Consider the following 11,972-nt stretch of genomic DNA (forward strand, 5'->3'; position numbering starts at 1 on the left):
CGGGGGCGGGGGCTCGGACGGGAGGGGGCAAGCAAGCGCTTAGACAGTTGCGGTCCATGTCACATCGCGAGAACCGTGACCCTGCTCATACGGCCGGGTAACTTCCCAGGAGGCCCCGCACCAACCCACGCCGCCCTCACACCCTCTGGAGCCGTGATGCCCGAAGCCGTGATCGTCTCTGCCGCCCGCTCCCCCATCGGCCGCGCCTTCAAGGGCTCCCTGAAGGACCTGCGCCCGGACGACCTGACCGCCACGATCATCCAGGCCGCCCTCGCCAAGGTCCCCGAGCTGGACCCGGGGGACATCGAGGACCTGATGCTCGGCTGCGGCCTCCCCGGCGGCGAGCAGGGCAACAACCTCGGCCGCGTCGTCGCCGTGCAGATGGGGATGGACCACCTCCCCGGCTGCACCGTCACCCGGTACTGCTCGTCCTCGCTGCAGACCTCCCGCATGGCCCTGCACGCCATCAAGGCCGGCGAGGGCGACGTCTTCATCTCGGCCGGTGTCGAGACGGTCTCCCGTTTCGTCAAGGGCAACTCCGACAGCCTCCCGGACACCCGCAACCCGCTGTTCGCCGAGGCCGAGGCCCGTACCGCCGCCGTCGCGGAGTCGGAGGGCTCGACCTGGCACGACCCGCGCGAGGACGGCCTCGTGCCCGACCCGTACATCGCGATGGGCCAGACCGCGGAGAACCTGGCCCGCCTCAAGGGCGTCACCCGCCAGGACATGGACGAGTTCGGCGTCCGCTCGCAGAACCTCGCCGAGGAAGCCATCAAGAACGGCTTCTGGGAGCGCGAGATCACCCCGGTGACCCTCCCCGACGGCACCGTGGTCTCCAAGGACGACGGCCCCCGGGCCGGCGTCACCATGGAGGGCGTCCAGGGCCTCAAGCCGGTCTTCCGCCCGGACGGACTCGTCACCGCCGGCAACTGCTGCCCGCTCAACGACGGCGCCGCCGCGCTCGTCATCATGAGCGACACCAAGGCCCGCGAGCTCGGTCTCACCCCGCTCGCCCGGATCGTCTCCACCGGCGTCTCCGGCCTCTCCCCGGAGATCATGGGCCTCGGCCCGGTCGAGGCGAGCAGGCAGGCCCTGTCCCGCGCCGGTCTCACCATCGACGACATCGATCTGGCCGAGATCAACGAGGCGTTCGCCGCGCAGGTGATCCCCTCCTACCGCGAGCTCGGCCTCCCGCTGGAGAAGCTGAACGTCAACGGCGGCGCCATCGCCGTCGGCCACCCCTTCGGCATGACCGGCGCGCGCATCACCGGCACGCTGATCAACTCCCTCCAGTTCCACGACAAGCAGTTCGGTCTGGAGACGATGTGCGTCGGCGGCGGCCAGGGCATGGCGATGGTCATCGAGCGGCTCAGCTGACCCACCCGCCCGTGACGGCGACCGTACGGTAGCCGTCACGGCACCCTGCGTGAGACATCGGCCCGGTACCCCGGTCACCCCGGGATCCGGGCCGTTTCGTGATCCAATCTCCCCCAGGATGTGACCTATCCCTCCCGCCGGAGGGATCCCGCAGGTCAGCATCGTTCCCCTACCCGGCCCTGAACCAAAGAGCTGTCCGTTTCGTGACGTTACGCACTGACAGAAGGTCAGTCCGCCCTTCAAGCTGATGTAGGAAGTCGGGGGTCGACTTTGAACCGGGAGTACGTCAGTGAGCGCCATGCCGATCGCCCTGCTGATCACCACGGCCGCCACCGGCGCCGTGGGCGTCGCTGTGCTGCGCAGCATCATGGTGCTGCGCCGACAGGTCGCCGCCCTGCACGCCGAGCTGGCCAGGAACCAGGCCGCGGGCACCCGCGCGCACGTTCCAGCCGCCCGCGCGGCGGACGCCGCGGAGATACGCGCGGCCGTGGCCGAGGCGCTCGCCGAGGAGCGGGAGCGCGAACTCGCCGAGGCGCGGGCCTTCTGGGCCGCGCAGGAGACCCATGACGCCTCCGACGCGCCGTCCCTGCTGGGCCTGGCCGACAGTGAGCTGTTCCTGCCGCGGCAGGCCGATTTCGTGGGTCTGGAGCCGGTGAGCGAGCCGGCCGCGGACACCGAGGAGCACGCCGGGGACTCCCCCGAGCTGGCCGCGGCCCGCCGCCGCCACCCCTCGCACCCGGACTTCGTACCGAACCCCTCGCCGGTCGTGAACGACCACGAGCGCACGGTGACCACCCTGGAGGAGCTGGCCGGCTCCCGCACCGAGCTGACCGACGTCCGTCCGGGCCCGCTGGGCACCCTGGACGTCTATGTGTTCGCCGACGGGACGACGCTGTGCATGACGCCGGGCCACCGCGAGACCGCGGAGCGCCTGGCCGCGGCCCTGCTCGCGGGCGAGACACCGTTCCTGCTGGGCGGCTCCGGCATCTCGGGCGCGTACACGCTGACCTTCTCGTGCGGCGAGGAGAGCGTCTACATCCTGGCGGACCGCGTCATCGCGTCCCTCTGACCCGGCCCGGCCGTCCGGCCGCACCGCCGCCCGGCCGGCTACACCCCGGCGCGTTCACGCGCCTCCTCCACCAGCCGCACGGCCTCCTCGACGCCCTCGTCGCTCGTCAGCACGAGGGCGAAGTCGTGCCCGGCGACGGTGATCTGGTCGGCGGCGGCGAACATGCCCGCGTCGGGCATCTCGCGGGGCGCGCCGCCCGGCTCCTCCGCCAGCTGGGTACGCCGTGCCAGCTCCCTGGCCAGGGCGAGTGCCTCGGCGGCCCCGCTCCGTTGCAGCCGGCTCTGCGGCGCGGCCCGCAGACGGTCGGCGAAATGATCCACGGCACGGGTGAAGGGCGTCGTATCAACCACGCGGCGAGCGTACGCGGCGGGGCAGGACTGTTGCCAACGGACGGACGCTCAGGCACGGTGACCTGAAGGACCGGCTTACATCCCAGCGTCCGGAGGCGCCGATGTCCCAAGTCTTCTCCGCAGAGACCCATCGCAACATGCTCGCCCGCATCCCGCACTGCACCGGTCGTGAGATCTCCGACTGGCTGCGCACCGTCGAGGAGGGCCCCTCGCTCTTCCGCTTCGAGGAGAAGGTCAGCTGGCTCCGGCACGAGTACGACCTGGCGTACGGCCACGCCAAGGCGATCGTCCACGAGTACGACCTGAGAAGGGCCGCGCGCAAGCTGCTCTAGCGCGCACGACGAAGGGCCCCGGTGTGGAACCGGGGCCCTTGCGCGTACCGTCGGCGGCGTACGGGACGCCGCCTGTGGTCAGTCGCTGCTGTTGAAGATCGCGATGAGCCGCAGGAACTCCATGTAGATCCACACCAGCGTCAGCGTGAGGCCGAAGGCGGCGAACCAGGCCTCCTCGCGCGGCGCACCGTAGGCGATGCCGTCCTCGACCTGCTTGAAGTCCAGGGCGAGGAAGCAGGCACCGAGGATGATGCCGACGACGCCGAAGATGATGCCGAGCGGGCCGCTGCGGAAGCCGAGGCCGTCACCGCCGCCGATCACCGCGAACAGCAGGTTCACGGCCATCAGCAGGATGAAGCCGAGCGCGGCCGCCATCACGAAGCCGTAGAAACGGCGGTTGACGCGGATCCAGCCCGCCTTGTACGCCACCAGCACACCGGCGAAGACCGCCATGGTGCCGAGCACGGCCTGCATGGCCGCCCCGTCGGCGATGCGGTTGTCGACGATGCTGGAGATGACGCCGAGGAAGACACCCTCGAACGCGGCGTACGTCAGGATCAGCGCGGGGGTGGGCTTGCGCTTGAAGGACTGCACGAGCGCCAGGACCATGCCGATCAGCGCGGCACCGATGCCGATGCCGTAGGACCGGCTGATGTTGGCGTCGTCGACCGGCAGCAGCGCCCAGGAGAGCGCGGCGGTCACGATGAGCAGGCCGAGCGTGCTCGCCGTGCGGATGATGACGTCGTCGATCGTCATCCGGCCGGTGGTGGCCGGCGCCTGCGGCGGTGCGCCGTGCTGCTGGTCCGCCTGCGCGTAGGGATTCTGGGCGTACGGATTGCCCGTCGGCTGCGCGTACGGGTTGGCCTGCGTGGCGACAGCGGGACCCCCGGCCTGCGGCGCGGCGTTGAAACCCGCGTAGCCGTTGTCGCGGCTGAACCCCCGTCGCGAGAAGACCGGGTTTCTGCTCCTCATTGCACTCCTCCATGGCCACTCGGTGCGGCCTTGGCTCAAGAGTAATAGGTAGGCAAAGGATTGACCCTATTGCTTGGAAGGATCTTTCCCTCTTCATGCTGCGCAACACGCTACGCGGCCCGGTGATTCCCCTCACCACGGGGGAGCGGACCATGACCGACCCGGTACCTCCCCGGAACCGGCAGGAGACCGTCCGCTTACTCCAGCGGGAAGCCCGTATAGGCCTCGGCGAGCTGGAGGGCGATGAGGTCCTTGCAGATCTCGGTCTGCGCGTAGACCGTCACGGACCGCCCGCCGGTGAGCCCGGGGAGGTCGACCCGGTGCCGCCGCCGGTCGAAGCGCAGCTCGATCCCGTCGTGCCGCAGTCCCTCCCGGTCCATCCGCGCCCCGGCCCCGGCGGACCGCAGCACGTCCACGGTGCCCTGTTCCAGCACCCCTGCCCGCTGCCGCCGCTCGGCGTAGTCCCGGTCCCGCGCCTCCAGGACGACCGACTCGGTCCCGGCGCCGTGCAGCAGCCGGGCGAGCAGCAGCCCGGCCGGCCCGGCCGGCCCGGCCGGCCCGGCCCGGCCCCGATGATCCCCACGGTGGTACGCATCAGTCGTCCCCTTCACCACGCCGGACGCGAGTTTCCAGCCGCGTACGCCCGGTGTCAACGGCACGCCGCAGATGGCGGACGCCCCCCGTTTCCGACGCTCCGGAGGCCACGGCCGGCCCGCCGCCGGGAGCGGCTTGCGCTCGTGTGGTGCCGCGTCACTGGCCCCGGCGCGGCCGCCGTCCTAGGTCCTGTCGTCAGACTCCCGTCGTCGCCCGGAGGGCGGCCCCGCGGCGTCAGGTGCGTGCTCTCGGTGTGCCGGGCCCTGGCCCTCGTACTGGATGTACTCGGGTCAGGGCCCGGTGCGGCGAGAGTGCGTGCATGGCGTCGCGGGGCAGACGGGAGTCTGACGACAGGGCCTAGGGGATCCGCAGGGAGCACACCCTGCTCCCGGGGTCGAAGAGGCGCAATTCCCTGATCATCTTGTGGGCCAGGAACAGATGGCCGCGCTGGTCGGGGTGGAGCCCGTCCCCCAGGAGGTCCAGGGGCACCTCGCCCTCGTGGGACGCCGTCCAGTGGGCGTGGTGATCGACGAGTACGACCTTCCGCTCCGCCGCGACCTCCCGCATGATCCGGGCGTAGTCAGCGAGGGCCGAGCGTTCCGGCCAGCGCGAGACGTCGATCGGGTTGGGTGTCTGGAGCACGGGCACCGCCCCGCCCGGCAGCCTGCGGACCGCCTTGACCAGCTTGACGAGGTTCGCTCGGTAGACCGCCGGGCCGATGTCCGGGGCGGCGGCGTCGTTGGTGCCCAGCATGATCGACACGACCTGCGGCGAGAACGCCGTCACCCGCTGGGCGAACGCGTCCACCAGATCGCCGGTGGTGCCGCCGCTGACCCCGGTGTCGAGCACGAAGTCGGTGTACTTGGGCGTGCCCAGCTCGTAGCGGATCCGCTCCTGGAAGTGCTCGACGTAGCTGCGCCAGCCGTTGGTCCACCGGGCGCCGTGCGTGATGCTGTCGCCCGTGAGCACCCAGGTCGCGGGAGTGGCGGAGTTCAGGATCCGGGAGAGCCTGCCGGCGTCCGCGAGGTCCACCCGGGCGCTCTCCGCGCCGGCCTCCGCCTCGGTCAGCACCCGGTCGTAGACGGCGGCCCTCCTGATGTCACCGGTGAAGAACCACTCCCCGCCGGCGTGGTCGCTGTCGAGGTTGCGGGCGATGTTGAGCGCGGACAGCCCGGTGACCGAGGCGAAGAAGCCGCCGCCCGGCACGGTCAGCACCGGCCGTCCGTCGGCGTGGAAGGTGGTGCGCCCGCCGCCGGCCGTCACGGCGACGGTGTGCCAGGCACCGTCGTCGTACATCGTGCGGGTGAGGTGGTTCTGCCGGACGGCACCCTTGTCCCGGACGGAGAACTGCAGCGCCCCCGCACTCAGCCCGAGGGTGACGTTGCTGGAGGGTTCCGACGGGTCCGACGCGCTGAGGAGCGTCATCGACCGGTTGTGGCCGGTGGTCCTGAAGGTGACGAGGACCGTCCCGGTGCTCAGTCCGCCGACGGCCGCGGCCCCCGAGGACAGATCGGTGTACGACGTCCCGTCATAGGTCTTCTCGACGCGGTGGTCCAGCACCGGCCGGGTGTTCCGTCCGGCGGACGCGCGCCCCGGCGCGGCGACCCCGGCGGCCATCACACCCGCGGCGGCGAGCACGGATCGTCTTCGCATCGTTCATCCCTCCCACAGGGAGGCGGCCCCGACGCGTCACATCCCACGCCCTCCGCCTCCACCTCGGACCCGGACTCGGATTCGCTCTCGGACTCGGACTCGTTTCTCGTACTCGTACTCGTACTCGTACTCGTACTCAGGTCACGCGAGCGGACGATGCGCTCATGCTAGTGAGGAACGCCGTACCCCCGGCGGACTCCTGATGAACAGGCGCCGGCCGGCGACGGCATCGGCCGGGTCTGTGCGCGTTAAGGAATGCGATGCGCCCTCACCGTTCGGGCGAGACAGGGCCGCGGTGGGGCGTTCTCGCTGATCAAGAACGAGAGCGTGGTGGTGCCCGGAGCCGGACTTGAACCGGCACGCCCGCTCAGGGGCAGCGAGGTTTAAGCTCGCCGTGTCTGCATTCCACCATCCGGGCAGGCCATGGGCTCCGCTTCGCGGCTCCGAGCCTATCGGTGACCCCCTCACCGCCGACGGCGGGATGGGCCGATCTTGTCTTATTTTATTGGCGCCTGAGGGACCATCAGCACATGGAACGCGCCGTCAGCACGTGCCAGCAGCCTTACGGCTGACGCACCGCCATGTACGCGGAATGACGGAATTTCACCGTCCGAACAAGGGCGCTCCACCCGTTCTCGACATCGTCCGGCTCAGGGTGCGCCGTCATCCCCAGGTATGACGGCGCGCCCCGCGGTCAGCCCCGAGTCGCCCCCCGGAACCGGAGCAGCGGGTGACTACACAGCGGCAAAGCGGCGGAAGGATGGATGACGTCCCCGAGCACACGTCGTCCCGACAGGAGCGTCCATCCCGTGACCACCGCACCTACCGCCGACCGGACCACCACCGTGGCCGCGCGCGCCACGGAGCTCTCGAAGATCTACGGCCAGGGCGAGACCCAGGTGGTCGCCCTGGACCGGGTCTCCGTCGGCTTCCGGCAGGCCGAGTTCACCGCGATCATGGGCCCCTCCGGCTCCGGGAAGTCCACGCTGATGCACTGCGTGGCCGGCCTCGACACCTTCTCGTCGGGTTCCGTGCGCATCGGCGAGACCGAACTGGGCTCGCTGAAGGACAAGCAGCTGACCAGGCTGCGCCGGGACAAGATCGGCTTCATCTTCCAGGCGTTCAACCTGCTCCCGACACTGACCGCCCTGGAGAACATCACCCTCCCGATGGACATCGCCGGCCGTGAGCCGGACAAGCAGTGGCTGGACACCGTGATCCGGATGGTGGGGCTGGCGGACCGGCTGAGCCACCGGCCCTCCCAGCTCTCCGGCGGCCAGCAGCAGCGGGTCGCCGTGGCACGGGCGCTGGCCTCCCGGCCCGACATCATCTTCGGTGACGAGCCCACCGGAAACCTCGACTCCCGCGCCGGCGCCGAGGTGCTGGGCTTCCTGCGCAACTCCGTGCGCGAGCTGGGGCAGACGGTGGTCATGGTGACCCACGACCCGGTCGCCGCCGCCTACGCGGACCGCGTCATCTTCCTCGCGGACGGCCGGATCGTGGACGAGATGGACGGGCCGACGGCCGACTCGGTGCTCGACCGGATGAAGCGGTTCGACGCCCAGGGCCGCACCAGCTGACACCCGGCCCGCTGCTCCGCCCGCCCTCCCCCTCCCCCCAGACCTCTGATCCGAGAAGACTCCCATGTTCCGTACCGCCTTGCGCAATGTGCTCGCGCACAAGGCCCGGCTCCTGATGACCGTGCTCGCCGTGATGCTCGGCGTGGCCTTCGTGTCGGGGACCCTGGTCTTCACCAACAGCCTCTCCGCGGCCCTGCAGAAGCAGTCCGCCAAGGGCTTCGACCACGTCGACGTCGCCATCACCCCCGAGTGGAGGGAGGCCGAGGGCGGCAGGACCGGCGAGTACTACGAACTGACCCGCGAACTGGTCGACGACAGCGCCGCCGTGCCCGGCGCCGCGCAGGCCATCGGCACCGTCCAGGGCTTCACCGCGATCGCCGGCAAGGACGGCAAGCTGCTCGGCAACGGCTTCCAGTCGCAGGGCGGCAACTACTGGGGTGCCAAGGACCCCCGGTATCCGCTGGTCAGCGGTGTCGCGCCGAAGAACGAGGGCGAGATCCTCATCGACTCCGAGACCGCGAAGCGGGCCGGGTACAAGGTCGGTGACACCGTACGGATGTCGGTCGACGGTCCCGTCCTGGAACCGGAGATCACCGGCATCTTCACCACCGACGACGGCAATGTCGCGGCCGGCGGCAGCCTCACGCTGTTCGACACGGCGAGCGCGCAGAAGCTGTTCGGCAAGGCGGGCGTCTTCGACGAGATCGCCGTCAAGGCGAAGGACGGCGTCAGCGACACCGCGCTGCGGGCCCAGCTGGAGAAGGCGCTGCCCTCCGACGCCGTGGAGACCACGACCGGCACGAAGCTCGCCGACGACCAGTCGAGGGCGATCGCCTCCTCGATGAGCGGACTGAAGCAGGGCCTGCTGGTGTTCGCCGGGATCTCCCTCTTCGTCGGTACGTTCATCATCGCCAACACCTTCACCATGCTGGTCGCCCAGCGCACCAAGGAACTGGCCCTGATGCGCGCGGTCGGCGCCTCCCGGCGCCAGGTCACCCGGTCGGTGCTGATCGAGGCGTTCGCGGTCGGCACGGTCGCCGCCGTCGCCGGACTCGTCGCGGGTGTCGGCATCGGCGTGGGGCTGCGCTCACTGATGGGAACGCTGGACGCGCCCATGCCCGACGGACCGCTGGTGATCAGCCCGGGCACGATCGCCTCCGCGTTCGCGGTCGGCATCCTGGTGACCATGCTCGCCGCGTGGCTGCCCGGCCGCCGGGCCGCGAGGATCCCGCCGGTGGCGGCGATGAGCGCGCTGCACGCCCAGGCGACCACCAAGTCGCTGGTGCTGCGCAACACGCTGGGCTCGCTGTTCTCGGGGGCCGGTGTCGCCGTGGTCCTCGCGGCCACGGCGATGGACGGCACCGACGGGCAGGTTCCCATGGGCCTCGGCGCCGTACTGCTGATCATCGGCGTCTTCGTCCTGACCCCGCTGCTGTCCCGCCCGCTGATCGCCGCCGCGGCGCCGGTGCTCCGCGTCTTCGGGGTCTCCGGGAAGCTGGCCCGGCAGAACTCGGTGCGCAACCCGCGCCGTACCGCCGCCACCGCGTCCGCGCTGATGATCGGGCTCACCCTGATCACCGGTATGACGGTGATGGCCGGCAGTCTGCAGAAGTCCATCGACAAGATGGCGGCCTCCGCGATCGAGGCGGACTACATGGTGTCCATGGCGAACAGGCACCCGCTGTCGCCGGACGTCGAGAAGAAGCTGAAGCAGGCCGACGGTGTCACCGCCACCAGCCCGATGCGCAACGCGTACGGCCTCGTCGACGGCGAGGAAGCGTACATGACCGGCGTGAACGGCGCCACGATCGGTGAGCTGACCGAGTTCCCGGTGGTGCAGGGCGCCTTCGAGGTCGGCGGCACACGGATCGTCGTGGACGAGGACACCGCGAAGTCGCACGGCTGGAAGGCCGGTTCGGACGTCACCATCACCTATGAGGACGACGAGAAGCAGCGGCTCACGATCGCCGGTGTCTACCAGGCCAACGAGCTGGTGAGCGGCGTCCTGATCGACACCGCGACCCTCGACCCGCACGAGTCGGAGGCGGCCGGCTCCGGACCGGCCGACATGATGGTCATGGTGAAGACCGCCGACGGCACGTCCGACGCGGCGAAGGAGGCGCTGGAGAAGACCCTCGGCACCAACCCGGCGATCAAGGTCCAGGACAAGCAGGACCTCTCCAACGAGATCGCGAAGATGTTCACCCTGATCCTGAACATGGTCTACGGCCTGCTGGCGATGGCGGTGATCGTGGCGGTCCTCGGCGTCGTCAACACCCTGGCGATGTCGGTGTTCGAGCGCTCCCAGGAGATCGGCATGCTGCGGGCGATCGGCCTGGACCGCAAGGGCATCAAGCGGATGGTCCGGCTGGAATCCCTGGTGATCTCGCTGTTCGGCGCGGTGCTCGGCCTCGGCCTGGGCGTGTTCTTCGGCTGGGCGGCGGGTGAGCTGGTGGGCTCGCGCATGGCGACGTACGAACTGGTCCTGCCGTGGGCCCGGATGGGGATCTTCCTGCTGCTGGCCGCGGTGGTGGGTGTGCTGGCGGCGCTGTGGCCGGCGCGGCGGGCGGCCCGGCTGAACATGCTGCAGGCGATCAAGGCGGAGTAGCCGCTGCCGGAGGCACGCGTGTGCGGCGGGCCCCGTTCCGGGTGGAACGGGGCCCGCCGCCGCGTCAGTTCCAGGTGCGGGCGCGCAGGGGGAGCCCGGAGTCGCCGGACTCCGGGGTCCGGACGGCCAGGACCTGGTTGACACCGATGCGGCCCCGTTCGAAGGCGAGGGCGGAGGCGGCCATGTACAGCAGCCAGACGCGGGCCCGCCCGGGGCCGGTGAGGGCCACCGCGCGGGTCCAGCCGGACTCCAGGTTCGCCACCCAGCGGCGCAGCGTGAGCGCGTAGTGCTCACGGATCGACTCCACGTCGCGCACCTCGAAACCGGAGCGCTCCAGCAGGGACACCGTGCTGCCCAGCGGGGCGAGTTCGCCGTCGGGGAAGACGTAGGCGTCGATGAAGTCGTCGATCCGGTACGACGTCTCGTCCCGCTGCGGCCGGCGCGCGATCTGGTGGTTCAGCAGCCGCCCGCCCGGCTTGAGCAGGCGGTGCAGGACGCCGGCGTACTCCAGGTAGCGCTCGGATCCGACGTGTTCGGCCATGCCGATGGAGGAGATGGCGTCGTACGGACCGTCCGCGACGTCCCGGTAGTCCTGGACGCGGATCTCGATCCGGTCGGTCAGGCCCTCGTCGGCGATGCGCTTGCGGGCGTAGGCGGCCTGTTCCCGGGAGAGGGTGATGCCGACGACGCTCACGCCGTGGTCGCGGGCGGCGTGGACGGCCATGGAGCCCCAGCCGCAGCCGACGTCCAGCAGCCGCCGGCCCGGTGCCAGGGCGAGCTTGCGGGCGACGAGTTCGAGCTTGTCGTGCTGGGCCTGCTCGAGGGTGCCCCGCGGGGGCGGGGCCGGCCAGTAGGCGCAGGAGTACACCATCGACGGGCCGAGGACGATCTCGTAGAAGTCGTTGCCGACGTCGTAGTGGTGGCTGATGGCGCGTCTGTCGCTGTGCTTGGTGTGCAGGCCGCGCCGGGGGCGGCGGACCTCCTCGGGGGGCGGGGCGGGCGGCAGCGGTAGCCCGGCGAGTCCGACGAGGCCGCGTACGGCGGAGCGGAAGGCGGGGTCACGCAGGGCCTGGGTGAGGGGGCGGGTCCCCTCGTCGCGCTCCCAGAGGAGACCGGCGAGGTGGCCGAGGGCGTCGTAGAGGTCGCCCTCGACGACGAGGTCGCCGGCCACCCAGGCGCGGGCCAGGCCCAGTTCGCCCGGCTGCCACAGCAGGTGGCGCAGGGCGCGGCGGTTGCGTACGACCAGGGTCGGGGTGTCGGGGGGGCCGGCCTGGGATCCGTCCCAGGCGCGGATACGGACCGGGAGGGGAGCGCCGGTCAGCTGCTCGAGGATGCCTTTCAGCCGCGGGGCGGCGTCTGCCATGGTGTACACCTCCGTGACGGGGAATCCCGGAATGTCCTCACCACGTAAACACCCCAAGGGGCGGGTTGGCAGTC

Annotated in this window: 9 protein-coding genes, 1 tRNA gene and 1 pseudogene; 5 read left to right on the forward strand and 6 right to left on the reverse strand. The window is 70.8% G+C overall.

Going from position 1 to position 11,972, the window contains the following annotated elements:
* Window positions 1–156: 156 nt before the first annotated feature.
* Together B9S61_RS00480 and B9S61_RS00485 are read left to right on the forward strand one after the other, a co-directional pair.
* A complete protein-coding gene (locus B9S61_RS00480; RefSeq protein WP_103540395.1) occupies window positions 157–1,377 on the forward strand; it encodes an acetyl-CoA C-acetyltransferase in 1,221 nt (406 codons plus the stop codon).
* Between the two features lie 289 nt (window positions 1,378–1,666).
* Window positions 1,667–2,446: a hypothetical protein gene (locus tag B9S61_RS00485; protein WP_103540396.1), complete on the forward strand. Its 780-nt coding sequence runs from the start codon at window positions 1,667–1,669 to the stop codon at window positions 2,444–2,446.
* A gap of 38 nt (window positions 2,447–2,484) precedes the next feature.
* Here B9S61_RS00485 and B9S61_RS00490 read toward each other — a convergent pair whose 3' ends face one another.
* Window positions 2,485–2,796, reverse strand: coding sequence for a hypothetical protein (locus B9S61_RS00490; RefSeq protein ID WP_181007169.1), 312 nt, complete (start codon window positions 2,794–2,796; stop codon window positions 2,485–2,487).
* A 101-nt stretch (window positions 2,797–2,897) separates the two neighbouring features.
* Here B9S61_RS00490 and B9S61_RS00495 point away from each other — a divergent pair, with 101 nt between their 5' ends.
* Window positions 2,898–3,128, forward strand: a complete 231-nt coding sequence (locus tag B9S61_RS00495) for a DUF4287 domain-containing protein (protein ID WP_037939887.1) — start codon at window positions 2,898–2,900, stop codon at window positions 3,126–3,128.
* A gap of 78 nt (window positions 3,129–3,206) precedes the next feature.
* Here the strand turns inward: B9S61_RS00495 and B9S61_RS00500 are convergent, their stop codons facing one another.
* From B9S61_RS00500 to B9S61_RS00520, 4 genes and pseudogenes are all read right to left on the reverse strand, one after another.
* The gene (locus B9S61_RS00500; protein ID WP_103540398.1) at window positions 3,207–4,100 is read right to left on the reverse strand and encodes a Bax inhibitor-1/YccA family protein; all 894 of its coding nucleotides are present in this window, start codon (window positions 4,098–4,100) and stop codon (window positions 3,207–3,209) included.
* A gap of 224 nt (window positions 4,101–4,324) precedes the next feature.
* Window positions 4,325–4,695: pseudogene (locus B9S61_RS00505) on the reverse strand (FAD-dependent monooxygenase); the annotation flags it as partial.
* Between the two features lie 356 nt (window positions 4,696–5,051).
* Complete coding sequence (locus B9S61_RS00515; protein ID WP_103540399.1) at window positions 5,052–6,347, reverse strand: GDSL-type esterase/lipase family protein; 1,296 nt, start codon at window positions 6,345–6,347, stop codon at window positions 5,052–5,054.
* Between the two features lie 331 nt (window positions 6,348–6,678).
* Window positions 6,679–6,765, reverse strand: a tRNA-Leu gene (locus B9S61_RS00520).
* Between the two features lie 391 nt (window positions 6,766–7,156).
* On the opposite strand from B9S61_RS00520, the gene B9S61_RS00525 reads away from it, so the two are divergent.
* Window positions 7,157–7,927 carry an ABC transporter ATP-binding protein gene (locus tag B9S61_RS00525; RefSeq protein WP_103540400.1) on the forward strand — a complete coding sequence of 257 codons (771 nt, stop codon included), beginning with the start codon at window positions 7,157–7,159 and terminating at the stop codon, window positions 7,925–7,927.
* A 64-nt stretch (window positions 7,928–7,991) separates the two neighbouring features.
* A complete protein-coding gene (locus tag B9S61_RS00530; protein ID WP_103540401.1) occupies window positions 7,992–10,535 on the forward strand; it encodes an ABC transporter permease in 2,544 nt (847 codons plus the stop codon).
* Between the two features lie 64 nt (window positions 10,536–10,599).
* Here the strand turns inward: B9S61_RS00530 and B9S61_RS00535 are convergent, their stop codons facing one another.
* The gene (locus tag B9S61_RS00535; protein ID WP_103540402.1) at window positions 10,600–11,898 is read right to left on the reverse strand and encodes a cyclopropane-fatty-acyl-phospholipid synthase family protein; all 1,299 of its coding nucleotides are present in this window, start codon (window positions 11,896–11,898) and stop codon (window positions 10,600–10,602) included.
* Between the last annotated feature and the right edge of the window lie 74 nt (window positions 11,899–11,972).

It is taken from the genome of Streptomyces sp. SM1, assembly GCF_002910825.1.
Classification (GTDB): Bacteria; Actinomycetota; Actinomycetes; order Streptomycetales; family Streptomycetaceae; genus Streptomyces; species Streptomyces okerensis.